The organism is Pseudomonas sp. GV071 (assembly GCF_003050835.1).
GTDB lineage: Bacteria > Pseudomonadota > Gammaproteobacteria > Pseudomonadales > Pseudomonadaceae > Aquipseudomonas.
Window position 1 is genome coordinate 83,028 of sequence record NZ_QAOJ01000007.1, and the last position, 24,761, is coordinate 107,788.

Sequence of the window (24,761 nt, forward strand, 5' to 3'; positions counted from 1 at the left end):
CTACTGAGAGCTGAAAACGGGGTTATTGAAGAACAATGTTGGTGAACAGCACTTGTTCGATGGTGGTATCACCCACCTCTTTCTTGGCCAGTTCCTGCACGCTGGCGGTGGCCAGCTGACGCAGCATTTCCTTGCCCACCGGGGTAGCCAGGTTGTCAAAATTCTGCCCGGAGAACAGCAACACCAGATTGTTGCGCAACACCGGCATATGCACCTTGAGGGCGTCGATCTTCGCCTGGTCGCGGCCCATCAGGGCGACGCTGACCTGCATGTAGCGCTGGCGACCGTTAACGTTGAAATTGACGATAAAGGCCGGCGCCAGCACTTCGTAAATCGCTTCTTTCTTCAGCGGTTTGCCGTCCGGGCCTTTGCCCTCTTCGGCAGCGCCGTGCTCACCTTCTTTGGCCGCTTCGGCCGCAGGGGCACTCTTGTGCAGGAAGAACCAGGTGGCGCCGACCGAGCCGCCGACCGCAATCAGCAGACCGACCACGATCAGAATGATCAGCTTCAGCTTGCCCTTGCCAGGAGCCGGAGCGGCGCCATCGGCCGGGGGTGCTGCTTTTTCTTTCTTAGCCATGCCAATAATCCGTCACTGATCGGAATTCTATCCGTGTTCAAAGGGTTAGGAGCAAGTGTTATGCCAGCTTGCCAGGCACAAGTGCTAACAAGCTGTTTGCACGGCAGTTGCTCACTAATGGATGCAGCAAACATAGCGGAGGATGCGCCGGGAATATACCAGCAAGTGCGCCCCGCGCCGGCTCCCCTGTTTTTCTGAAGCCAATCTGCGCCGTTGGTTCTAAGCCAACGGGGCGCAGCGATATACCAGCCGGGCTAAGCCCTGTCACTGAAAATTGCCCCGCAGACACAACAACGCCCGCGTACCAGAGCGGTACGCGGGCGTTGTCAGTCTAGATCACCGGCGCCTGGCGATCAGCTCGCCGTGCGCGGGCGCGGTCACATTACGCGTAGTAATCCACCAGGCCGCGGCCACCCGCTACTGAGCCGCTGCTGCGGATCTCGCTGGTACTGACGCTGATCTCTTCATCACCGCCACCAAAGCCATTGTTGCTGGAACCACCACGGTTCTGCTGACCGTCATTGCCGTTCTGCCCGGCCCACCCGCGGTTCAGCGACTGGTCGGAAACGTTGACGTCCATGCTCATGCCCTGCTGGGTGAACATCTCCCGCAGGCGATGCATCGACTCTGTCACCGCATCACGCACGCCCATGTGCGGGCTGGCGAAGGTCACCTGAGTGGCCTGATCCTGGCCCATGTTGATGCGCACTTCGAGGCGGCCCAGGTCTGGCGGATCGAGTTGGATATCGGCCGACTTGAGGTTCTGGCTGGACATCCACATCACCTTGTCCACCACCTCGTCGGTCCACACACCCTGCTGCATGGACACCGGTGCACCCGGAACCAATGGCGTGCGTTGTGCCTGAGTAACCTGCTGGTTGACCGCCTGGTTCAGCGCGCTGAGCTTGTTGGCAAAGGCGTCGCTGTGCAGGTCGGTGTTGCTGTCTTTCAGCGCCTCGATGCCGTCTTTGCCTTTGTCCAACAACGCCAGTTCGTCGGTCACCTGGCTCTCACCCCCTTCGGGCTTGGCGGTGAGCTGAGCCATGGCGGCGGCAAAGTCCTGGCCACCGGTCTGCCCGGCCTGGGCAGCGGATGGGTTAGTACCGCCCTTCTGCGTCGCCGCTTGGGCCTTGGCCGCCAGATCGAGGACCAGGTCAACGCCCGGCAATTCACTCATGGCATCCACTTGCGGATCGTGGCCGTCGTCTTCGGCTTGGGTGATCTGTGGGGTCACCAGGCCGGTCAGCGACAACGGGATCTCCAGGGTGTCGTCACCCTCACCCGTGGTCGGCAAGGCGCTGTCTTCGGTAGCCGCCGGCTGCAGATTCTGGCCGGCCAAGGCCAGCAGAATCATCGGATCGAGCACCGGCTCGGCGTCGGCGCTCTCGGCGTCGGTCGGCAACGGTTTGCCGCTATCGGCAACTTCCGGCTCGGCTGTGGTTGCCGTTGCCGGCGCGTCGGCGGCCATCTCCTTGTCGTCAGCCTTGTCATTGGCCTTGGCATGCTTGGCTTTTGCCGCCGCTTCGTTGCGGTCGACAGCCTTGTCCTGGCGCTCCTTGGCGTACACCTTGGCGAAGCTGGAAGCATCGTCGTTGCTGGGCTCGGCCTGTTTCGGCTGAGGCTTTGCAGACGCCGCTTGCGGCTTGGCCACGGGGGCGGAATTCAGGAGTGGATCTGAGGCAACGGACATTTAGCACTCTCTCCGTGCGGATGGGTCGTGCCAGGGATATAGCAAGGTGTGGGCCAAGTTTGTATCGGCAATGAAAACTACTGCGCTCGGCCATGCGGCGTTAAAAACAGACTCGCAATGCTCATTGGCTACAGCCAACTCCGCTTGCTCGCCTGTTTTTGCCTTGCCTGGCCTTCGCTCGCTACGTTTTCTAATTGGTGTAAGGAGACAAGTCAGAGCAAGGAAAACCGCTGGCGTTCGGACTTGAGCAGAATGCGCACGATGGCGAACTCACGTTCGATCTGTTCCAGCACCTCGGGGGCATCGTCGAGGACGGTGTCGCTGCGCGAGTCGTCCTCCAGTTGCTTGCACAGCTGCGCCAGCAAAGGCGCGCCCATGTTGCTGCAACTGCCTTTGAAGCTGTGGGCGGCCAGGCGCAGCTCATGGCCGTCGCCATTGCGCAAGGCTTCGTGCAGCAGGCGCAGGCGCTCTTCGGAATCAGCCACGAAGGTATCCAGCAACAACGGATACTCGGCTTCCATGATGTCCTGCAGACCAGCCAGCACGGCACTGTCGAGATGAATATCAGCCACCTAACCTCTCCCTGAGCGCAACGCCAGCGATTATGCCTGATCGGTCCACGAGAACTCCACGCTCACCCCGCGGCCGTCGTCTGCCCAGGTTGAGCGTTCGGTCAGCCGCTGAATCAGACTCAGGCCACGCCCGGACAAGCTCTGCGCTGTGCGTTGACGCTCCAGTACACCCGATACATCGAAGCCCGGGCCGCTGTCTTCGACCTTGACCACCAAGCGCCCACCCGCCACCTCAGGCAACAGCTGCAGGTGAAAGCGCACATAGCCCTGATCCAGTTCGGCGAGCAACCGACTGCGCTCGCGGTAGTACTGGGCAAAACCCGCGGCATCACACTTGAGCTGCGAGTCGAGGCCCAGCACGCCGTGCTCGAGGGCATTGGAATACAACTCCGCCAATACGCTGTACAGCGCCCCGCCCTGCAGGCGCAGGCCCTGCACTTCCAGCAGGAGCTGCAACAGGAACGGCAGTGGGTTGAAGCGTTTGAGTGTCTGCGCGCGGAATTCGAAGCTGGCAGCCCAATCCTGCGGGCTGCTCTGCCCGCTGTCGGCAAACGCCAGCGGCGGACGCGGCAGCGAGTCAGCCTCGACCAGACAGACCTCGACCATGCTTACATCGTCCTGCGCCTCGCCGCGGAAGGCGGTGAGCGCCATCTGGATTTCATCAAACAGCAGGTCGGGCTGACGGTTGGCGGCGAAAACATTGAGCAAGCGCGACTCGCCAAACAGTTGGTCGGCAGGGTTGCGGGTTTCCAACACACCGTCGGAGAGCAGGAACAGACGGTCGCCCAGTTCCATCGGGTAGATCTCGCAGGCGTCGCGAAAATCTGCCGGCTCCAGCACACCAAGCGGCAAGTGCCGCGACACCAGCGGCAAGCGCTCGCCGGTGGCGATGCGGTGCAGGTAACCGTCGGGCAACCCGCCGTTCCACACCTCGACCACCCGACGCTGGAAACTCAGGTTGAGCAGAGTGGCGCAGCAGAACACCCCGACCGGCAAAATGCGCTTGAGCTTGGCGTTCACCTCGCGAAGGATTTCCGACAGCGAATACCCCTTGGCGGTCATCCCGTAAAACACTTCGGCCAGCGGCATAGCGCCAATCGCGGCCGGCAACCCATGGCCGGTGAAATCGCCGAGCAGCACATGCATGCCACCCGAGGGCTTGAACGCGGCCAGCAGCAAGTCGCCGTTGAACACGGCAAAGGGTGATTGCAGGTAACGAATGTTTGGCGCGTCGAGGCAGCCCGAATGCGCCACCTTGTCGAACACTGCCTTGGCCACCCGCTGCTCGGTGAGCAGGTGTTCGTTGTGCCGGGCGATCAGGTCGCGCTGCTCCATTACCGTGGCCTGCAAGCGGCGCAGGCGGTCCATGGCCTTGATCTTGGCGTCGAGAATCACCCGGTTATAGGGCTTGGCAAGAAAGTCGTCACCACCCGCTTCCAGGCAGCGCACTAAGGCTTCGCCCTCGGTCAGTGAGGTGAGAAAAATGATCGGCACCAGCGCTTCGCCGGCCTTGAGCTTGATGCGCCGGGCCGCCTCGAAGCCATCCATTACCGGCATCAAGGCGTCCATCAACACCAGGTCGGGACGCTCCTGCTCGAACATCGCCACCGCCTCCAGGCCATTGGCGGCGGTAAGCACCCGGTGGCCCTGACGGCTGATGATGCTCGACAGCAGCATGCGGTCGGCGGCGTTATCTTCCGCGATGAGGATGGACAGGCGCGCGTCCATCACTGGCAACCTTAAATGATCTTGAACAGTTGTTCGAAGTTGGAAATCGCGAGGATCTTGCGCACGTCCGCGTTGCAGTTCACCAGGCTGATCTGCGCATGGTCGCCGCCGGCGTGATCACGCAATAGCAGCAGCATGCCGAGCGCAGAGCTGTCGAGGTAGGTGGTGTGGTCGAGGTCAACCACATAACGCTTGGGCGTGAAATTGACGCGCTCGTAGGAGTCGCGAAAGGCTTGGTGGGCGCCGAAATCAAAACGTCCCTGAATACGGATGGTCAGCTCTTGCCCGTCGCTCGACGGCAATGAAGTGATGGCCATGGAAAGCTCCCCTACCCCAAATAAACCTGATTATTGAAAAACTGGAAAAAAGCCTGGCAACACAAACGCTTGTAGCTTCAACCACTCTAGCAGCAGAAATCAATTGCGCTCACGTTGCAACAGCCGCTGCGACAACTCGTCGAGCAACTTCTGCTCGCGCTTGTCGGCGGCCACCCGCGCCTCATCCATGTACTTCTGCACCAGTTTGCGCAGCCCTTCCAGCCGCGCGTACTTCTGTTGCCAGAGCTCGCGGGCCTTGTCGAGGTTGTTACGGTGCCAATCCACGCTCTGGTTCTGCTGCTTGATCGCCGTTTCCAGCTGCGACAGAAAGCGCTGGTAGTTCATCATCCATTGCCCGGACACGCCGTTGCGGCCCTCGGTAATCCACTGCTGCTGGTAGTCGCCCAGGTAGCGGTGCAGATCCTTGAGTTTGCCTTCGGCCTGGTTCATCAGCGTCTGGCATTGGCCCAGGCTGCGCGCCGCTTCACGCTCTTCGCGCTCGGCCATGTCCACCACCGGGGCCAGGCGTGACGCTCGGCTTTGTACCGCCATTTACTTGGTCTTCCTTAGCGGCCCGTCAACGCGGCGGGGCCGGTGCGAACACCGCGGCGAGTGCTTCTTTGCTTTGCTGCAGGCTTTCATTGTCGTTGAGCCCCTGGCGCAAGTAGTTGACCATCGCGCCGTGGCGGGAAATGGCCAGATCGGTTTCCGGATCACCGCCTGGCACATAGGCACCGACACTGATCAGATCGCGGCTTTGTTGGTAGCGCGACCACAGCTGTTTGAAGCGTTGCGCATTGCGCATGTGGTCAGCGTCGACCACCGCCGGCATCACCCGACTGATCGAGGCTTCAATATCGATGGCCGGGTAATGGCCCTCCTCCGCCAGGCGCCGCGACAGCACAAAGTGGCCATCGAGCACGCCCCGCGCGGAGTCGGCGATCGGGTCCTGCTGGTCATCGCCTTCTGACAACACAGTGTAGAAGGCGGTGATCGAGCCACCACCAGCTTCGGCGTTACCGGCGCGCTCCACCAGTTTGGGCAACTTGGCGAACACCGATGGCGGGTAACCTTTGGTGGCTGGCGGCTCGCCGATGGCCAGGGCGATTTCCCGCTGCGCCTGAGCGAAACGGGTGAGCGAGTCCATCAGCAACAGCACGTTCTTGCCCTTGTCGCGGAAATACTCGGCGATACGGGTGCAGTACATCGCGGCGCGCAGGCGCATCAGCGGCGCATCGTCCGCCGGTGAGGCCACCACCACCGAGCGCTTGATGCCTTCTTCGCCGAGGATGTGCTCGATGAATTCCTTTACCTCGCGGCCCCGCTCACCAATCAGCCCGACCACGATGATGTCGGCGTTGGTGAAGCGGGTCATCATGCCCAACAGCACGCTCTTACCCACGCCGGTACCGGCGAACAGGCCAAGGCGCTGGCCGCGGCCGACGGTGAGCAACCCATTGATGCTGCGGATGCCGACGTCCAGCGGCGTGTCAATCGGGTGGCGGTTAAGCGGGTTGATGGTCGGGCCGTCCAGCGGCACCCAGTCTTCGGCCTTCATCCCGCCCTTGCCGTCCAAGGCGCGACCGGTGCCGTCAAGCACCCGGCCAAGCATGGTCATGCCCATCGGCAAACGGCCGCTGTCGGGCAATGGCACCACACGGGCGCCCGGGGCGATGCCAGCCAGGCTGCCAACTGGCATCAAAAAGATTTTGCCGTCGCCAAAACCCATCACCTCGGCCTCAACCTGTACCGGGTGGTAGCTGCCGTTGTTGATCACCAGGCAGCGGCTGCCCAATGCGGCGCGCAGCCCTTCGGCTTCGAGGGTAAGGCCGACCATGCGCAGCAGTCGTCCTTCAACAATCGGCTGCGCCGGCAACTCGACAGCTTCGCTGTAGCCCGCCATGCGTTTGGCGAAGCTCAGGCGCTCAAGTCGCATGGATGGCCTCAGGGTTGTCCAGGTCGATCTGGATGTCCGGCTCGGCCGGCGAGGTGGCTTGTTCGCGCTGCTGCTCGAAGAGTTGCTTGAGCATCTGCGCCAGACGCGTTTCGATGGTGGCGTCGATCTGCGATTGCTCGGACTCCACGCGGCAGCCGCCGGGCTGCAAGGTTTCGTCTTCGAGAATGCGCCAGGTTTCTTCGTGGCGGTCGCGCAGCGCCTTGATCAGTTCGAAGTCCTGCGGGTGGATATGAATGCGCACATTGGCGGCGCCCATGGGCAGCAGCTTGAGGGCTTCACGCAGTACCTGGCGGATCTGCGTGGAATCGGTGGTCAGCTCGCGCTGCACCACCTGTTTGGTCATGTGGCTGACCAGTTGCACCAGCGCCACTTCCAGTTGCTGATCCTGCTCGGCGATGGGCTCCAGCAGTTGGGTCATCACCTGTTCCAGGCTGGCAAGCTTGATGGCCAGGGCGGCATCGGCTTCCTGCTTGGCCTTGACCTGGCCGGAGCGCAGTCCGTCTTTCTCGCCGGTGGAGAAACCTTCGTTATAGGCCTCCTGGCGGATCACCTCCAACTCATCGAGCGTCAAGGGTTTGACATCCTCGATCTGCACCTCTTCACCCTGGGCATTCACCTCGGGTTCGGGCGCAGCATGCGCGCTGTGTTCGTTGGCCGTGGGCGCCAACTCTTCGGCGGGCTGTTCGCCCTCGGGGTCGAAGCTCGGCAAGGCCCAGCGGGCCAGGCCGCTGACATCCTTGGCGCGAATCAGCTCGCTGGGACCTTCCTTGTTGCTCATGCTGTGCCTTAAACCATTTCTTCGCCGCCTTTACCACCAAGGACGATTTCCCCGGCTTCGGCCATGCGGCGGGCGATGGTGAGAATTTCTTTTTGCGCGCCTTCGACGTCGCTGACACGAACCGGGCCGCGGGCCTCGAGGTCGTCGCGCAGCAGTTCGGCGGCACGTTTGGACATGTTCTTGAAGACCTTCTCCTTGATCGCTTCGTCAGCACCTTTGAGCGCCAACACCAGCACATCGGAAGATACCTCACGCAGCAGCGCCTGGATGCCACGGTCGTCGACATCGGCAAGGTTGTCGAACACGAACATGAGGTCCTCGATCTGCGAGGACAGGTCTTCGTCGACTTCGCGGATCGAGTCCATCAGCTGGCCTTCTACCGAGCTGTCGAGGAAGTTCATGATGTCGGCGGCACGTTTCACCCCGCCCATGGTGGCGCGCGAGGTGTTGGCGCTGCCGGAGAACTGCTTCTCGAGAATCAGGTTGAGTTCTTTCAGGGCCGCCGGCTGCACGGTGTTCAGCGAGGACACGCGCAGGACGATATCCAGGCGCACCTTGTGGTCGAAGTGGCCGAGCACTTCACCGGCCTGGTCGGGGTCGAGGTAGGCGACCACGATGGCTTGGATCTGCGGGTGTTCGTAGCGGATCACGTCGGCAACCGCGCGCGGTTCCATCCACTTCAGGCTGTCCAGGCCGCTGGTGCTGCCACCGAGCAGAATACGGTCGATGAGGCTGCCGGCTTTGTCCTCGCCGAGGGCCTGGGTGAGCATCTTGCGGATGTAGCTGTCGGCGCCGACGCCAACGCTGGTCTGGTCGCCGACAGTTTCGACGAACTCGCCCATCACCTGCTCGACCTGCTCTTTCTGCACATTGCGCATATGCGCCATGGCCACGCCGACCTTCTGCACCTCTTTCGGCCCGAGGTGACGCAATACCTGCGCCGCATCGGTCTCGCCAAGGGACAGCAGCAGAATCGCGGCTTTATCGACCTTGGTCAGTTTGGCAGGTGTGCGGTTCTCACTCATCGGCGTTAATCCACTCTTTAACCACTTGTGCTACTCGACCCGGGTCTTCGGCTACCAGACCCTTGATCGCATTAAGTTGCGCATCATACCCCTCGGACGGGCTTGGCAGCATGATGCTGGCCGGGCCACCCAAGCTCACACGATCAGCGGACAGCTCGCCATCCAGACCGCCCATGGCACCCAGCTCGACATCGCTGCCATCGTGGCCCAGGGCGTTGCTGCCTTTACCGCCACCGGTGATGTTGTTCAGCACCGGACGCAGCACACCAAATACCAGCACCAGGATGAACAACACGCCCAGGACCTGTTTAACCACATCCCAGAACCACGGCTGGGTGTAGAACGGAATCGACTCGATCTCTTCGCCCTGAGTGGCAGTGAACGCCGAGTTGATCACGCTGACACTGTCGCCACGCGCCGCGTCAAAACCGACCGAGTCCTGCACCAGGCGGGTGAAGCGGGCCAGGTCGGCGGCGCTCCACGGCACGTGGGTAACTTCGCCAGTCTGGGCGTTGATCTTGGCCTGGTCATCCACCACCACCGCGACCGACAGGCGACGCAGACGGCCCTGCTGTTGCTTGGTGTGGCTGATGGAGCGGTCCAGCTCATAGTTACGGGTAGCTTGTTCGCGTTTGTCGGCCGGGTATGGCGCGAGTTTAGGCTGGCCAGTGACCGGGTCGACGATCTGCGTGCCATTGGCATCCAGCAGCGGCTGACCTGCGGCAATCGGCCCGGCTGGCGCAGGAGCGCCAGCAGCGGCTTGCTGCGGCGCACTGGCCGGGCCAGGCGGCTGGTTGCTGACCGCGCCAGGAATGCCTTGCGAGCCGGCGGCGCTGGAACGCTCTTCATTAACCTTTTGTTCGCTGCGCAGTGCCGGTTGGTCAGGGTTGAACATTTCCGAGGTCGACTCGACCGCGCTGAAGTCCACGTCTGCCGACACTTCGGCCTTGTAACGGCCATTGCCCAGCACCGGCGCCAGAATGCTGTCCACGCGCTGGCTGAACATGCTTTCCATGCGGCGGCTGTAATCGAACTGCTTGCCGGCCATGGTCAGCTCGGAGAGCTCTTGCTGGTCAGACAGCAGGTTGCCTTTCTGATCGACCACAGTAATTTGCGATTTGCTCAGTTCCGGCACGCTGGTGGCGATCAGATTGACGATCGCCATCACCTGGCTCGGCTCCAGCGCACGGCCCGGATACAGCTCAACCAGCACCGAGGCGCTGGGCTTGCGGTCATCACGGACGAACACCGAGCTCTTCGGAATGGCCAGGTGCACACGGGCACCCTTGACGTTGTTGAGGCTCGACACGGTGCGCGCCAGCTCGCCTTCCAGGCCGCGGCGATAGCGGGTGGCTTCCATGAACTGGCTGGTGCCCAGCCCCTGCTCGCCATCGAGAATCTCGAAACCGATGTTGGCGTCACGCGGCGACACACCGGCCTGGGCCAGCTGCAGACGGGCACGGGCAACGTCGCTGGCCTTGACCAGCAGCGCACCGGAAGTGGGTTCCATGGTGTACGGAATATTGGCGGCAGCCAGCGTCTCCGTCACTTGTTTGGCGTCCATCCCTTCCAGACTGCCGTAAAGCGGACGGTAATCGGGCTGTTGCGACCACAGCACCACAGCAAAACCGATGGCCACGCTGGCCGCCAGACCGACCAACAGGCCGACCTGCCGAAGCATGGTCATCTGCGACAGGTTTTCCAGGAACGTCAGGCCGAACAGCGGCTTCTTCGGCTCGTTGGAATCTGCCTTGGCGGGTACGTTACTGATCGCTGCTTCTGCCATTTCTTAACTCACTATCTTTTTTCTTACACAACCCTAGAACGGGGCGCTGAGTTTCTGGACAAGGCCAGGAACTCAAACCGGCATTTGCATGATGTCTTGGTATGCCTGGACGAGCTTATTTCGCACCTGGGTCACGGCCTGGAAGGACACGCTGGCCTTCTGCGAAGCGATCATCACGTCAGTGATGTCGACGCCGCTCTTGCCAATTTCGAAGGCTTCGGCCAGTTGGCTGGAGGCTTGCTGGGTTTCGTTGACCTTGTTGACGGCCTGGCCAAGCATGTCGGAAAAGCTCGGCGCGCCGACTTCTGCCGGTGCTGCCGCGACTTTCGGACGGGCCATGGCCTCCATTTGCATGGAGCGCATTTCCAACATTAGGCGATTGAACTCGACACCCTGACTCATGACCATCTCCAGTGACCGCAGTTTTTTTGACGCTGTGCGGTAGGTAATGGGGTGATTGCAACAAGGGTGCCAAGAAGAGAAAGGTCCTACGCACTTAGTGGAATCGCCGCAGGAGAGCCCGTAGGAGCGGCTGGGCGGCATTCCGATCAGCCGCGATGCTGTTGACCCGCGCGTTACTGTCGACCTGCGCGTTACAACCCCATCTGCTTACTGATGATCTCGTTCATCACCTCACGGGTGCCACCACCAATGGAGAGAATTCGATTGTCGCGGTACAGGCGCTCCACCAGGCTTTCCCGCATATAGCCCATACCACCCGCCACCTGCACCGCGTCGTAAACGATACGGTCGGCGATATCGGTGGCGAAATTCTTGGCCATCGAGATCTCTTTGATCACCGATTTTCCCGCCGCCATCTTCGCCGCCTGGCGGTAGGTGAACTCGCGCGACACTTCCAACTGCGTGGCCATTTCGGCCAAGCGGTGCTTGAGCACCTGGAACTTGCCGATCGGCTTGCCAAAGGCTTCGCGCTGGCGGGCCCAGCTCAGCGATTCTTCCAGCGCCAGCTCGGCGGTCATATTGGCCATGATCGCCAGCGCCAATCGCTCGGACTGGAAGTTGGCCATGATTCCGGCAAAACCCATGTTCTCGGCGCCGATGAGGTTGCCCACCGGCACCTTGCAGTCATCGAAAAACAGCTCGGCGGTGTCCGACGCCCACCAGCCCATCTTTTTCAGCTGGCGGCCGACGGTGAAACCGGGGGTGCCCTTCTCGATCAGCAACAGGCTAACGCCACCAAAGCCATCGCCACCGGTGCGCACCGCCACGGTGTAGTAATCGGCGCGCACACCACTGGTGATAAAGGTTTTGCTGCCGGTCACCCGGTAGAAATCGCCATCGCGAACCGCGCGGGTTTTCAGGCTGGCAACATCCGAGCCGCCGCTCGGCTCGGTTACCGCCAGGGCGCAGATCTTCTCGCCGCTGAGCACCTCGGGCACCACCCGGTCACGCAGCGCCGGCTGCGCCCACTTGAGAATCGGCGGCAGGCCGATATCCAGTGAACCGAGCCCCGCCACCAACCCACCGGAACCACAACGCATCAGCTCTTCACTGGCGGCCACCTTGGCAAACAGATCGCCCTCATGGCTGCCGCCGAAGCGCTCCGGATAACCGATACCGAGAATCCCGGCAGCGCCGGCCTTCAGGTACAGCTCGCGAGGAAAGCTCTCGGCCTCCTCCCAATCGGCGACATGGGGCAGGATCTCGCGCTCGACAAAACGGCGGACCGAATCCCGAATCAACTGGTGCGATTCGTCGAAGTATTCCTGAAAGGCAGACATGGCGGGCTCCCGCAAAGGTTTGGCCGACCATACCGAGCGCTTGCTTGGTTTTCAACAAACTTTCAGGCAGTGACCCCGATTTCGTAGCAGCGGCTGGGCGTCACTCCGATTAGCCGCGATGCTTTGAGAAAATCAAAAACATCGCGGCTAATCGGAGCGCCGGACCGGCCGCTCCTGCACGGATCATCTGCTCGAGACTTAAAAGCGCTGAGTAACCGTCGCCACTACTGTGCGCTCCTCACCTAAATAGCAGGAGTTTGCCGAGTAACAGCTGGCCACATAGTACTCATCGGTGAGGTTGTTGGCGTTCAGGCGTACCGACGTGCCTTTGAGGCCAACTTGACTCAGGTCGTAGCTGACCGATGCATCAAACAGCGTGTAAGACGGCACCTTGAAGTCGTTGAGATCGCTGCCATAGCTGGAGCCGGTGTAACGGGCACCCGCACCAATGGACAAGCCGGCCAACAGGTCGCCGGCAAAGGTGTAGTCAGCCCAGACATTGGCCATGTGCTCCGGGGTCTGGTACGGCGTGTTGCCCTTGGCATCTTCCACCCCGCCCAGCGCGTCGAAGACGAAGTACGACTTGCTGTACTCGACCTTGTTGTAGGTGTAGCTGCCCATCAGTTGCAGTTGCGGAGTCAGGTGCACACGGGCTTCCAGCTCGATGCCCTTGGAGTCGATACCGCCGACGCCCTTGTATTCGTAGTCGAGGCTGAAGTCGTTTTCCTTGGCGAACAGGTTTTCCATCTCGATGGTGAAGAACGAGAGGGTGTACAGATCGTCTGTACCGGGCGGCTGGAACTTCAGGCCGGCTTCCCACTGCTTGCCGGTGGTGGGCTTGAGAATCTGCGCGCCGTCGGAATAGTTGGAGGTCGGGTTGAACGAGGTGGAATAGCTGATATAGGGCGACAAGCCATTCTCAAAGGCATAGAGCACGCCAGCATGGCCGCTGAAGTTGTCGCCCCGGTTGGCGTCCTTGGTGCTCTGTGCATCGTCGTCGATGGACACGTCATACCAATCCTGGCGCACGCCCAGCGAGAAATTCCAGCCACCCAGTTCCATCAGGTCTTGCAGGTACAGACCGGTTTGTTTCTGCCGGCGCAAGGCATCGCTGGCGGTGGTCAGAGCGGACAGGCCGTTGGGCGTGTAAACCGGGTTGAACACATCGACCGAGTTCACCGAGGTGTAGTCCTGCTGGTAAACCACATGGTTTTTCGAGTACTGGTAATCCAGGCCGGTGAGCACGGTGTGCTGCATGGCACCGGTGAAGAATTCGGCCTGCAGCATGTTGTCGACGATCCAGGCATGCAGGCTCTCATCGCCGCCACTGTATCCGCGGTACAGAGCGTTGCTGGTCGGGCTCAGATAACCACTGCCCCACACCTGGTTGTTTTCTACCTCGGCATCCAGATAACGGAAATTCTGCCGCGCGCTCCACACGTCGTCGAAACGGTGTTCCAGCTCATAACCGAGCATCTGCTGAGTGCGATTGAAATTCTCCACGCTCGGATCACCCTCGAAAAAGCTCGAGGAAATCCGCTGGCCGTTGCGCGTGTGCAGGGTGCCCGACGCCGGCACACTGCCGTGGTAGCCGCCGTTGGGGTCGTGTTGCAGATAGGCATAGAGATTCAGGTAGGTGTCTTCGTCGAGGTTCAGCGCCAGGCTTGGCATCAGCGCGTAACGGGTTTCATCGACGTGGTCGACCTGGGTATCGGTGTCCTTGGCCATACCCACCAGGCGGTAGGCAATGTTCTCGTTGAGCGGGCCAGTGACATCAAAGCCGGTGCTCTTGTAGTCGTTGTTGCCTACCGACAGATCGAAGCGCCCCGACTGGGTAAATTCCGGGCGTTTGGTGGTCAACGAGGCCAGACCGCCGGGGTTGCTGCGACCGTAAAGCACCGAGGACGGACCTTTGAGCACGTCGATGCGCTCGATGAAGTAAGGGTCGATTTGCAGGCTGGAATACGAGCCTGGGTCGCCCATGGATTTCAGGCCATCGATGATGATGTTGTCCACCGAACCATCGTTGATGCCGCGCATGGCCAAGTAGTCGTAACGGTGGGTACTGCCATAGGGATTGGTCAGCACACCGGGGGTATAACGTATCGCTTCGGAGACCGTAACCGAACCCTGCTTGGCGATTTGCTCGTTGGTTACCACGGACACGCTCTGGGTAGTCTTCACCAGTGCCTTGCTGGTTTTGGTCGCCACGCTGCTGTGGGTAGCGTTGTAGCCTTCCATGCTGCCCAGCGCGTTGCCCAGGGCGAAGGCTTTTACCGACGCGGCGGGCAACTCCAGCGCCGAGCCATCGCCGCTGGCACTCAGGGTGTAACCGCCCTGCCCGTCACGGCCTGCGCTCAGGCCGCTGCCGGACAGCAGTTGGGCAAAACCTTCATCGACACCGTAGGCACCCTGCAGGCCCTGGGTGGTTTTGCCTTCGGTCAGACGGCCATCCACCGACAGCAACACCCCTGCCTCCCCGGCGAAACGGCTCAGGGCCGAGGACAGCGGGCCAGCCGGAATCTGGTAGCCACGAACCGCCTGTTGTGCGGCAACCGGGTCAGAGGCCTGGGCCAGCAGCGGTTGCACAGCGGCCAGCGGCAGCGCCAGCAATGCAATGCGCACGGCCGGGCGCAGACGGCAGGCAGGGGTGGACATCAGGAAGGAATTCGACGCCATGGAGGTTTCCGTTTGGTGGGTGGCTGCACGCGCTGCGCATGCCCTATGCACCAGAGGCCAAGCGAACGGCAAAAAGGGGAACCACGATGGCAAAAATATTTTTCGCCTTACGACGGCTATGTGGGAGGGGCTTTAGCCGCGACGCTTCTGACCTCAAGAGCTTGCGGCTAAAGCCCCTCCCACAAGGAGACGCGAACGCCATAGGTTAGGCGTCGTTGCCGTTAATTCGGCTCCACTGTGATCCACCACGGGGTACGGCGGCTCACGCGCACCGGCAGGCTGCTTTGCAGGGCGGCAAAAATCTTTTCTCGGTCGGCCAGCGGGTAGGCGCCGACCAGACGCAAATCGGCAATGCGCGGGTCGCAGCCGAGGTAGCCGGGGGTGTAATCGGCCAGCTCGGCAATAAAGTCTTCCAGGCGCATGTTGTCGGCCAGCAGCACGCCTTTGCTCCAGGCCTGGCGCCCCGGCTCGGCGGCGTGCACGGCAGCCACGCCGTCGGCGCTGAAACGCACTTGCTGGCCGGCGTTGATCACGTGCGGCGCCAAGGCCGGCGCCTGGGTGATTTCCACCGCGCCTTCAAACACGCTGAGCTGGGTGTAGCCGTCGCCCTGGCGCACGCTGAAACGGGTACCGAGCGCACGCATGCGCCCTTGCTGGCTGTCGACCACCAGCGGCCGCGCCGGCACAAGGGTGTCGTGGGCACTCTCGATCAACACTTCACCGCGGAACAGCTGCACGCGGCGCAGGTTGGCGGTGTAGTCGATATCGGCGGCGCTATTGCTGTTCAGCCACAGCTGGGTGCCATCTGCCAGACGGGTTTCACGCACCTCGCCGATGGCCGTGCGTTCACTGGCAACCCAGGCTTGCAGGCTACTGCGCCGCGCCGTGGCAAGGGCGAGCAGACCGCCGCCGCAAAGCAGCGCCAACATGCCAATGGCGCGCCGTCGGCTGCTGCCCGCCGCGCTCAGGGCCTGCCCCGCCGCCCGACGGCGCTCACTCGGCAGCCGTTCGAACTGGCCACTGATGGCCTCCACCCGCTGCCAGGCCGCTGCATGTTCGGGGCTGGCGGCCAGCCACAGACGCCAAGCCTGCCGCTGCGGCTCACTGACCGCGCCCCCGCTCAAGGTGGCAAACCAGTCGGCCGCTTGTTGCAGCACGGCAAAATCCAGAGCCGGCGCTTTCATCCAGCTTGCTCCAGCAGCAGGCAGTGCAGCATGGCTTGGGCCATGTACTTCTTCACCATGCGCTCGGACACCAGCAGGCGCTCGGCAATCACCGCGTAGGTCAGGCCATCCAGCTGCGACAGTAAAAATGCCTGGCGCACCTTACCCGGCAGGCGCAGCAGCATGGCGTCGATGGCCAACAGGGTTTCCATGATCAGCTCGCGCTCCTCCGGCGAGGGCGCGTATTGCTCGGGTTGCAAGGCCAGGGCGTCGAGGTAGGCGCGCTCAATCGCTTGGCGGCGCCAGAAATTGACCATCAGGGAGTGGGCAATGGTCGACAGGTAGGCGCGCGGCTCGCGAATGGCTGGCAGTTCGCTGTCCTTGGCCAGCACCCGCATAAAGGTGTCCTGGGCCAGATCGGCGGCGTTGTGCGCGCAGCCCAAACGCTTGCGCAGCCAGGCGTTCAGCCAGCCGTGATGCTCGCTGTACAACTGCTGCAGGGATTGCTCAGCCGCCGAAGAATGCACCAGAAAGACCATCGCCCAGGAAAAGTGCGCAAATGGTAATTCCTCTCAAGTGCGAATTACTAGCTCCACGTAGTGGATACCAGCGAAATTCTACAGATTGATCGGTCGACGCCCCGCCAAAGCATGGGCCAAGGTGCCGCCGTCCACCAACTCCAGCTCGCCACCCAGCGGCATGCCATGGGCAATACGCGAAGCGATCAGGCCTTTGTTGCTGAGCAACTGGGCGATGTAGTGCGCTGTGGCTTCGCCTTCCACCGTGGGGTTGGTGGCCAGAATCACCTCGGCAAAATTGCCCGCCTCGATGCGCGCCAGCAGCTCCGGTACACCAATGGCTTCCGGGCCCAGGCCATCGAGCGGCGACAGGTGGCCCTTGAGCACAAAGTAGCGCCCACGGAAACCGGTTTGCTCTACCGCATTCACATCCATCGGCCCTTCCACCACACACAGCACGCTGTCGTCGCGGCGCGGGTCGAGGCAGGTCTGGCACACCGCATCCTCACTAAGGGTGCGGCATTGCTGGCAATGGCCGACGCCTTCCATCGCCTGGGTCAGCGCCTGGGCCAGACGCAACGCACCGCTACGGTCACGCTCGAGCATCTGCAACGCCATGCGCTGGGCAGTCTTCTGCCCTACCCCGGGCAAAATGCGCAGGGAATCGATCAACTGGCGAATCAGCGGGCTGAAGCTCATGGCGCAAGGTCCGGTGTGAAGATAAACAGAAGATCAGCCTCGATTCCTGCAAACATCAGTTCGCAGATATCGGCACCCGACGCGTTCAGGCGATGTACAGGGCAAGGCGCTGGTGGACGAGGAACCGCAGTGGGCTGTAGCCCATGAGGATTCCGAGTTCATCGGCAACGCCGCCATGTGCATCGACTGGGCGCGCCGAACAATCAGAAGGGCATTTTGAAACCAGGTGGGAGCTGCATACCGGCAGTCATGCCGCCCATTTTTTCCTGGCTGCTGGCTTCGACCTTACGCACTGCATCGTTAACGGCGGCAGCGATCAGGTCTTCCAGTACTTCTTTGTCTTCTTGCATCAGGCTGTCATCCAGGGTGATGCGCTTGACGTCGTGACGTCCGGTCATCACCACGCTGACCAGGCCGGCGCCGGATTGGCCGGTCACTTCGGCGTTGGCCAGTTCTTCCTGCATCTTGGCCATTTTTTCCTGCATCTGCTGCGCCTGCTTCATCAGGCCGGCCATGCCACCTTTCATCATGGGAATCACCTCAAGTTAGTAAATGGGTCAAGACGCTACGGGGGCGTCGACGGGCTCAATGGTGCCGTCGCGAATGATCGCGGCGAACTGCTGAATCATTTCTTTCACCAGCGGGTCGTCATGGATCGACGCCTCGGCCGAGCGCTGGCGGTTGGCCCGTTTGCGCGCGGCGGCCTGGGCCGGGGTTTCCTGCTCCGGCGTACGCAACTCGATTTCAAGCTTGATCGGGCGCTGGTGGTAAGCATCCAGGGCATCGTTCAGACGGCGCTGCTGGGTCGCATTAAAGAGCGCGCTCTGGCCGGGGTCCAGGTGCAGGGTCCAGGTGTCGCCCTCCACCGCCACCAGGCTGCAGTTGGCGGCAATGCTACCGGTCAGGCCGGTAATGCCCAGGCGCGGGAACAGCTCCAGCCATTCAGCCGCCAGGCCAGTGGCCGGTTTGGCGGCGGGCAATGGCGCGAGGTCGGCCGGCGCAGGCGCTTCGATGCCCATGGAATCCAGGGCGTCGAGGTAGGCGTCGGTTTCGCCTTCGGCCACGTAGTAATCGTCATCGCCCAGCGGCGGCTCGTCGTCATCGTCGTCGCTGACACCGGCCGGGGTGTTGATGACCACGGCCGCTTCGGTTTGCACGGCCACCGGAGCGGGTGCAGGGACCAGTGGCGCTGGCGCAATTTCGGCGGGTACGTTGATCAGTTCGGGGACCGGCACAACAGCGACCGGCTTTTGCTCTTCCCAGGGCAAATCAATCGGGGCTGCAGCAACGGGTTCGGCGACGGCAGCAACAGGCTCGGGCTCTGCTACAGCCACGACAGGCGCAGGCGTAACAACCGGGGCTGCAACCACAGGCTCCGCCACCACGACAGGCGCAGGCGCAACCGGTTCAGGCTCTGGAGCTGGAGCTGGAGCCGGAGCAGCAACAATAGCCGCAACCGGCGCAGCCATAGCCGCGCCGGCCACTGGGTTGGGTCGGGGATCAGCAGTGGCCTGGCTAATCCCGAGTGGCTTTAGTGCCACCCTCGGCGCATCGCCCGTATCCGCCGGGCGGAAGGCCAACATGCGCAGCAGCACCATCTCGAAGCCACCGCGCGGGTCCGGCGCCAGCGGCAAATCGCGGCGGCCGATCAGGCCCATCTGGTAATAGAACTGCACGTCTTCGGCCGGCAAGGCTTGCGCCAGTGCCAGCACGCGATCACGGTCGCCCTGGCCGTTGTCCACCGCCTCAGGCAAGGCCTGGGCAATGGCGACGCGGTGCAATACGTTAAGAATTTCAGCCAATACGCCGGCCCAGTCCGGGCCTTGTTCGGCGAGGTGGCGCACCGCTTCGATCAAGCCGCGCGCATCGCCTTCCAGCAACGCATGCAGCACGCCGTAAACCTGGCCGTGGTCGAGGGTACCGAGCATGGCGCGCACATCGGCGGCCATTACCTTGCCTTCACCAAAGGCGATGGCCTGGTCGGTGAGGCTCATGGCATCGCGCATCGAACCATCGGCGGCGCGGCCGAGCAGCCACAGGGCGTCGTCTTCGAATGGCACTTGCTCCACACCCAGCACGTGGGTGAGGTGCTCGACCACCCGCTCCGGCGGCATGTTCTTCAGCGAGAACTGCAGGCAACGGGAGAGGATGGTGACCGGCAGCTTCTGCGGGTCGGTGGTGGCCAGCAGAAACTTGACGTGGGGTGGCGGCTCTTCGAGGGTTTTCAGCAAGGCGTTGAACGAGTGAGACGAGAGCATGTGCACTTCGTCGATCAGGTAAACCTTGAAGCGCCCACGGCTCGGTGCGTACTGCACGTTATCGAGCAACTCGCGGGTGTCTTCTACCTTGGTGCGGCTGGCGGCGTCGACTTCGATCAGGTCGACAAAACGCCCTTCATCGATCTCTTTGCACACCGAACAGGTGCCGCAGGGGGTAGAGCTGATGCCGGTTTCGCAGTTCAGGCACTTGGCGATGATCCGCGCGATGGTGGTCTTGCCCACGCCGCGGGTACCGGTGAACAGGTAGGCGTGATGCAGGCGCTGGCTGTCGAGGGCGTTGATCAGAGCCTTGAGCACATGGGTCTGGCCGACCATTTCGCGGAACGAGCGCGGACGCCATTTACGTGCAAGAACCTGATAACTCATCGAAAACCGTCGCAACTGGGGGGCAAGAAGTGGGGCTAATCCTAGCGGAGCACGGGGCAAAATGCATCCGGCTTGGCACACAGCCCGGCAGGCCGGGTTTACGCCTACCCTGAGGGCAAGGCTTTTCGCGCAGGCGCGTGGTAAAAACCCGTCAGGCGGTCACTGAACTCGGCCGTTGCCACCCGCTCTAACCGCCGCACCACCGCCATTCGGCACACCCTGACTCCAGCTGCTGGCCACCCTCCTCCCTGCTACGGACACCTTCGCTATGGCTGCCACGAAAAAAACCCTGGACCACCTGGCTACCCGTTTTCTCGGCAAGGATGGCGCCGACCTCGAACCCGAAGAGGTCAACGTGCTGGAGCACATGACCGACCACCGCCCGGTCAGCCGTGACGCTGCCGACGTGGCCGACGACGCCTCCACCTACGGCCAGCGCCTGTCCGACCGGGTCGCCGAAATTGGCGGCTCGTGGAGTTTCATCATCGGTTTCTCGGTGATTCTGCTCGGCTGGATGCTGCTCAACACCGACGTGCTCGCGCACTTCGGCATGGCCTTCGACCCCTACCCCTACATTTTCCTCAACCTGATGCTCTCCACCGTCGCCGCCATTCAGGCGCCGATCATCATGATGAGCCAGAACCGCCAGGCCTCCAAAGACCGCCTGGCCGCCAGCCTGGACTTCGAAGTGAACCTGCGCGCAGAACTGGAGATCATGCGCCTGCACGAGAAAATCGACCTGGCGATCACCGAACGGCTGGACCGCATTCTGAGCAAGCTGGAGAGCGGCGAACGGCTGGCCGAAAAAGCCGCGGACTAACGCAGCGGCTCAACCACCTTACCGCTGCGATCAATCACGCCCCACTTACCGCCCTCCATCGCCCAATGCCCATCGCCATCGGATGGGCCACGGCTGCAGCCTTGGCACACCTCGGCCCGGCCATCCGCGAAGGGGGTGCCCCAGTCGTAGATCGGTGCGATCACCTGATTGAAGTCTTTGTCGTAGTACGCCACTTTGCCGTTGACCCAGGCGCGGGTCAGGCCTTCTTCGAAGTAGTCGGCGCCGTTGTCGAAGGTCAGCACTTTGAGGGTGGCGCCGCTTGCTTTGATGTAGAACATCGCGCCGTCGATGGCGGCGCTGGCCAGGCCGTTATCGTCGAAGCTCAGGCGTTGCAAGTGCTCGGGGGCCAGGCGATAGGTGTCGCCGTCGCGGCGCGCGCAGTGCGGGTAGCTGGCCAGGCCTTCGTCGTTGTCGGCGGCGCTGTAGAAGCAGGCCAGGTCAAAGGTTTCGGCCCACGCCGGGCACGTGAGCAGGCACAGCAGTAATGCTATTGACGTCTTCATTGCGCACCTGCCAGTAACGCCGGGTTGGCGTTGAGCAATTCAGCCTGCAGTAGGCCGCTGTAGGACAGCACGGTGCCGAGCAGCGGCAAGGAAAAGCCCACGTAAAACCGGTAGGCGCCGCCTTCCACTTCTTTATAAGCACGGGTGCGTGGCGCCAACCACAAAGGCAACGGCACGCCATGCAGGTGCATGCCGACGCAGCGCCAGTGCCAGCCGCCGTCCTGGATATCCACCTGCAAGTGCAGTTCGGTAGCGCCGGTGACCTCCCTCCAGTAACCGCTGGCATGGCTGCCGACTGGCTCGAACACCGAGAGCATGGCGTGGCTCTGGGCGAAGAGCCGTGACCAGAGCAACTGGCCTTGGCGATGTTCGATGTGAACCTCGAAGGGATAACTCCCCGACTCGCTCGGAATGCCCAGTTTGGCCGCCAACCGCCGCCCCACCCAGCCGGCGAAACCGGCTGCTAAATCCAGTTCGACAGTGCCGCTGAGCGTGCCGCCATCCAGGTGCAGTTGCTGCAGCAGCGGGTGCAGTTGGGTGAAGTCCTGGCCAAACCAGGAGGAAACAGCAGTAGCAGGCATATAAACGGAACCCCATTCGCTGGACGCCGCTCTTTATCCCAGATGCCAGCGAGCCCCGGCAATGGTCCGCAGCGTTTTTGCTGCACAAGCTGTGAAACCGTCACAACCCGGTCTACCTTTCTGCCAAGGCCGCGCACTCGCGCCGGCCATTCCCCTCTTCAACAGGCGCCCTGCATGAAATCACACGCCCTGCTCGCGTTTTGCTTTGGCCTGGCGTTCGCCGTGGTGGCCCGGGCCGAGGTCAAGGTGGAACCGCTGGAGGCTGAAGCCATCGCCAAGGAGGCCTACATCTATGGCTACCCGATGCTGGAGATGTACAAAACCCTCTATATCCAGGCCATTGATACCGAGAGCACGGCCTACCAGGCGCCACTCAATCGCATTGCCCACAACACCGACGTCTACAACGGCAAGACCACTGCCGTGCAGTCGCCGATTCCGGACACCCGTTACTCCTTCGCCTGGCTCGACCTGCGTGCCGAGCCGATCATCCTGACCCTGCCGGCGGTGGACAGCGAACGGTATTTCTCGGTGCAACTGAGCGATATCTTCACCCAGAATTTCGCCTACCTCGGCAGCCGTACCACCGGCAGCAAGGGCGGCCGCTACCTGATTGCCGGCCCGGACTGGCAAGGCCCCACGCCAGAGAACGTCGACGAAGTCGTGCGCAGCGAAAGCAGCCTCGTTTATGCCCTGTACCGCACCCAATTGTTCGACGCCCGCGACATGGCCAAGATGCGCCAGGTGCAACAGGGCTACACCCTGCAAACCCTGAGCCGCTACCTGAAACTGGAAGCGCGGCCGACCGCGGCCAAGCTCGACTGGCCGGTGCCCAGCCCCGACCCAAGCCCCACGCCCGACGTGTTCCGGCTGATAGATTTCCTTTTGCAGTTCGCCCCGCCGCACCCCACCGAAGTGGCCTTGCGCCGGCGCCTGGCGCGCATCGGCATCAACAGCGACCAGCCGTTCTACCCGGACCGCCTGACCGCTAACCAATACAACGCCCTGCAAGCCGGCATCAACGACGCGCGCGCGGAGTTCGCCACCTTCAAAAGTGCCGAAGTGGACAGCGGGCAGATCCCCACCACCGAGCTGTTCGGCGACCGCGAACACCTGGCCAACAACTACCTGGCGCGTTATGCCGGTGCCGCCGTGGGCCTGTTCGCCGCCTCGGCCGAGGAAGCCAACTTCATTGGCTATTTCAACGACGAATACCAGCGCCCACTCAACGGCATTCGCACCCGCTACAGCCTGCACTTTGGCAAAGACCAATTGCCGCCGGTGGACGCCTTCTGGTCGCTGACCCTGTACGACGCCAACACTCAACTGCTGATCGACAACCGCCTCAACCGCTACCTGGTCAACTCGCGCATGCTCGACCGCCTGCAACGCGACCCCGACGGCGGCCTGACCCTGCACCTGCAACGCCTGTCTCCCGGCATCGCCATGGAAAGCAACTGGCTGCCGGTGCCACCGGGGCCGTTCTACGGCGTGCTGCGCTTGTATGAGCCGAAACCTGAAGTCGCCAATGGCCAATGGAAGCCGCCTGCGATTACAGTGCTGCCCTGAAGCGGGCCCAAGCGGGCTGAAGTCTTCAGCATTTATCGTTTGCAGGAATCGAGGCTTCAGCCTCGAGCTTTTGATCTTCTTATTTGAGTAATCCCATGCTGGTCGCCTTCGCCATCTTTGCTTTCACCATGCTCCTCGTTATCTGGCAACCCAAAGGTCTCGGCGTCGGCTGGTCGGCTAGTGTCGGGGCGCTGCTCGCCCTGGCGTTCGGCGTGGTCGGCTGGCACGACATTCCCACCGTGTGGGCGATTGTGTGGAATGCCACGGCAACCTTTATCGCCCTGATCGTGATCAGCCTGATCCTCGATGAAGCCGGCTTTTTCGAATGGGCGGCGCTGCATGTGGCGCGCTGGGCACGGGGCAACGGCCGGCGTTTATTTGCCTTTACCGTGTTGCTCGGCGCGGCGGTATCCGGGCTGTTTGCCAACGACGGCGCGGCGCTGATCCTCACGCCCATCGTGATTTCCCTGTTGCTGGCGCTGCGTTTTTCCCCGGCCGCCACCCTGGCCTTCGTCATGGCGGCTGGCTTCATCGCGGATACCGCCAGCCTGCCGCTGGTGGTGTCGAACCTGGTGAACATCGTCTCGGCCGACTACTTCAAACTGAGTTTCAACGACTACGCCGCAGTGATGGTGCCGGTGAACGTGGTCAGCGTTGCCGCAACCCTGGCGGTGCTCTACCTGTTTTTCCGCCGCGACATTCCGCTGAGCTATGCCACCGCTGACCTCAAGCTACCGGCCGACGCCATTCGCGACCGGCCGACCTTCGCCGTCGGCGTCGGTGTGCTGGTGGTATTGCTGGTCGGCCTGTTCGCCCTGGAGCCACTCGGCGTGCCGGTGTGCGTGATCGCCGGCATTTGCGCAGCAGCACTGTATGCGGTGGCTGCCCACGGTCATGTGATTTCCACCCGCCGCGTGCTGCGCGATGCGCCGTGGCAAATCGTGGTGTTTTCCTTGGGCATGTACCTGGTGGTGTACGGCCTGAAAAACGCCGGCCTCACCGCCTACCTCACGCAATTGCTCGACTATTTTGCCGGCCATGGTCTGTGGGCCGCCGCCATTGGCACCGGGCTGAGCACCGCACTGCTGTCATCGGTGATGAATAACCTGCCCAGCGTGCTGATTGGCGCCCTGTCGATTCAGGACTCCGCCGCCACCGGCGTGGTGCGTGAAGCGATGATCTACGCCAACGTGATCGGCTGCGACCTGGGCCCGAAAATCACCCCCATCGGCAGCCTGGCCACCCTGCTGTGGCTGCACGTGCTGGCGCGCAAAGGTATTCGCATCACCTGGGGTTACTACTTCAAAGTCGGCATTGTGCTGACCTTGCCGGTGCTGCTGATCACCCTCGCGGCCCTGGCGTGGCGGCTCAGTTGGTAAGCCCTTCAGAGT

The 24,761-nt window shown here is 62.2% G+C and carries 23 protein-coding genes; 3 read left to right on the forward strand and 20 right to left on the reverse strand.

The genetic code is table 11. The annotated features are described in order from the left end of the window. Positions 1-22 precede the first annotated feature (22 nt). The 18 genes from fliL to dnaX all read right to left on the reverse strand — a co-directional run bounded on the left by fliL (position 23) and on the right by dnaX (position 19,876). Positions 23-577, reverse strand: coding sequence for a flagellar basal body-associated protein FliL (gene fliL / locus C8K61_RS14815; RefSeq protein ID WP_108097038.1), 555 nt, complete (start codon positions 575-577; stop codon positions 23-25). 382 nt (positions 578-959) lie between these two features. Further along, positions 960-2,267 (reverse strand): flagellar hook-length control protein FliK, encoded by a 1,308-nt coding sequence (locus tag C8K61_RS14820; RefSeq protein WP_108097039.1) that lies wholly within the window; start codon positions 2,265-2,267, stop codon positions 960-962. 212 nt (positions 2,268-2,479) lie between these two features. Then, entirely contained in the window at positions 2,480-2,839 is a 360-nt protein-coding gene (locus C8K61_RS14825; protein ID WP_108097040.1) for an Hpt domain-containing protein, read from the reverse strand. 30 nt (positions 2,840-2,869) lie between these two features. Beyond that, positions 2,870-4,567, reverse strand: a complete 1,698-nt coding sequence (locus C8K61_RS14830; RefSeq protein WP_108097041.1) for a fused response regulator/phosphatase — start codon at positions 4,565-4,567, stop codon at positions 2,870-2,872. An 11-nt stretch (positions 4,568-4,578) separates the two neighbouring features. Next, positions 4,579-4,884 carry an STAS domain-containing protein gene (locus C8K61_RS14835; RefSeq protein ID WP_108097042.1) on the reverse strand — a complete coding sequence of 102 codons (306 nt, stop codon included), beginning with the start codon at positions 4,882-4,884 and terminating at the stop codon, positions 4,579-4,581. 99 nt (positions 4,885-4,983) lie between these two features. Continuing rightward, positions 4,984-5,436 (reverse strand): flagellar export protein FliJ, encoded by a 453-nt coding sequence (gene fliJ, locus C8K61_RS14840; protein ID WP_108097043.1) that lies wholly within the window; start codon positions 5,434-5,436, stop codon positions 4,984-4,986. Between the two features lie 25 nt (positions 5,437-5,461). Continuing rightward, positions 5,462-6,820, reverse strand: a complete 1,359-nt coding sequence (gene fliI, locus C8K61_RS14845; RefSeq protein WP_108097044.1) for a flagellar protein export ATPase FliI — start codon at positions 6,818-6,820, stop codon at positions 5,462-5,464. Beyond that, positions 6,810-7,619 carry a flagellar assembly protein FliH gene (gene fliH / locus C8K61_RS14850; RefSeq protein ID WP_108097045.1) on the reverse strand — a complete coding sequence of 270 codons (810 nt, stop codon included), beginning with the start codon at positions 7,617-7,619 and terminating at the stop codon, positions 6,810-6,812. The genes fliI and fliH overlap by 11 nt, the downstream gene beginning before the upstream one ends. Positions 7,620-7,627: 8 nt before the next feature. After that, the gene (fliG, locus tag C8K61_RS14855; protein WP_108097046.1) at positions 7,628-8,644 is read right to left on the reverse strand and encodes a flagellar motor switch protein FliG; all 1,017 of its coding nucleotides are present in this window, start codon (positions 8,642-8,644) and stop codon (positions 7,628-7,630) included. Next, positions 8,637-10,430 (reverse strand): flagellar basal-body MS-ring/collar protein FliF, encoded by a 1,794-nt coding sequence (gene fliF / locus C8K61_RS14860; protein ID WP_108097047.1) that lies wholly within the window; start codon positions 10,428-10,430, stop codon positions 8,637-8,639. Before fliF ends, fliG begins: the two co-directional genes overlap by 8 nt. A 72-nt stretch (positions 10,431-10,502) precedes the next feature. Next, positions 10,503-10,832, reverse strand: a complete 330-nt coding sequence (gene fliE / locus C8K61_RS14865) for a flagellar hook-basal body complex protein FliE (protein ID WP_108097048.1) — start codon at positions 10,830-10,832, stop codon at positions 10,503-10,505. Between the two features lie 191 nt (positions 10,833-11,023). Next, entirely contained in the window at positions 11,024-12,172 is a 1,149-nt protein-coding gene (locus C8K61_RS14870) for an acyl-CoA dehydrogenase family protein (protein WP_108097049.1), read from the reverse strand. A gap of 198 nt (positions 12,173-12,370) precedes the next feature. Next, entirely contained in the window at positions 12,371-14,851 is a 2,481-nt protein-coding gene (locus tag C8K61_RS14875) for a TonB-dependent siderophore receptor (protein WP_108097050.1), read from the reverse strand. A 221-nt stretch (positions 14,852-15,072) separates the two neighbouring features. Beyond that, a complete protein-coding gene (locus C8K61_RS14880) occupies positions 15,073-16,035 on the reverse strand; it encodes a FecR domain-containing protein (RefSeq protein WP_108097051.1) in 963 nt (320 codons plus the stop codon). Beyond that, a complete protein-coding gene (locus tag C8K61_RS14885) occupies positions 16,032-16,553 on the reverse strand; it encodes a sigma-70 family RNA polymerase sigma factor (protein ID WP_108097052.1) in 522 nt (173 codons plus the stop codon). The genes C8K61_RS14880 and C8K61_RS14885 overlap by 4 nt, the downstream gene beginning before the upstream one ends. A gap of 78 nt (positions 16,554-16,631) precedes the next feature. Then, entirely contained in the window at positions 16,632-17,231 is a 600-nt protein-coding gene (gene recR, locus C8K61_RS14890) for a recombination mediator RecR (RefSeq protein WP_108097053.1), read from the reverse strand. Positions 17,232-17,434: 203 nt separating this feature from the next. Further along, positions 17,435-17,761 carry a YbaB/EbfC family nucleoid-associated protein gene (locus C8K61_RS14895; protein ID WP_108097054.1) on the reverse strand — a complete coding sequence of 109 codons (327 nt, stop codon included), beginning with the start codon at positions 17,759-17,761 and terminating at the stop codon, positions 17,435-17,437. Positions 17,762-17,788: 27 nt separating this feature from the next. Continuing rightward, positions 17,789-19,876, reverse strand: coding sequence for a DNA polymerase III subunit gamma/tau (gene dnaX / locus C8K61_RS14900; RefSeq protein WP_108097055.1), 2,088 nt, complete (start codon positions 19,874-19,876; stop codon positions 17,789-17,791). 268 nt (positions 19,877-20,144) lie between these two features. Between dnaX and C8K61_RS14905 the strand changes: the two genes are divergently transcribed. After that, positions 20,145-20,696: a DUF1003 domain-containing protein gene (locus tag C8K61_RS14905; RefSeq protein ID WP_108097056.1), complete on the forward strand. Its 552-nt coding sequence runs from the start codon at positions 20,145-20,147 to the stop codon at positions 20,694-20,696. On the opposite strand, the gene C8K61_RS14910 is transcribed toward C8K61_RS14905, so the two are convergent. Together C8K61_RS14910 and C8K61_RS14915 are read right to left on the reverse strand one after the other, a co-directional pair. Then, positions 20,693-21,220 (reverse strand): WG repeat-containing protein, encoded by a 528-nt coding sequence (locus C8K61_RS14910; protein WP_108097057.1) that lies wholly within the window; start codon positions 21,218-21,220, stop codon positions 20,693-20,695. The genes C8K61_RS14905 and C8K61_RS14910 overlap by 4 nt on opposite strands. Beyond that, entirely contained in the window at positions 21,217-21,801 is a 585-nt protein-coding gene (locus C8K61_RS14915) for a DUF4166 domain-containing protein (protein WP_108097058.1), read from the reverse strand. Before C8K61_RS14915 ends, C8K61_RS14910 begins: the two co-directional genes overlap by 4 nt. Positions 21,802-21,975: 174 nt before the next feature. Between C8K61_RS14915 and C8K61_RS14920 the strand changes: the two genes are divergently transcribed. After that, complete coding sequence (locus C8K61_RS14920; protein WP_158272514.1) at positions 21,976-23,370, forward strand: DUF1254 domain-containing protein; 1,395 nt, start codon at positions 21,976-21,978, stop codon at positions 23,368-23,370. A gap of 95 nt (positions 23,371-23,465) precedes the next feature. Then, on the forward strand, positions 23,466-24,749 hold the full coding sequence (locus tag C8K61_RS14925; RefSeq protein WP_108097060.1) for an arsenic transporter: 1,284 nt from the start codon (positions 23,466-23,468) through the stop codon (positions 24,747-24,749). Positions 24,750-24,761: the final 12 nt, after the last annotated feature.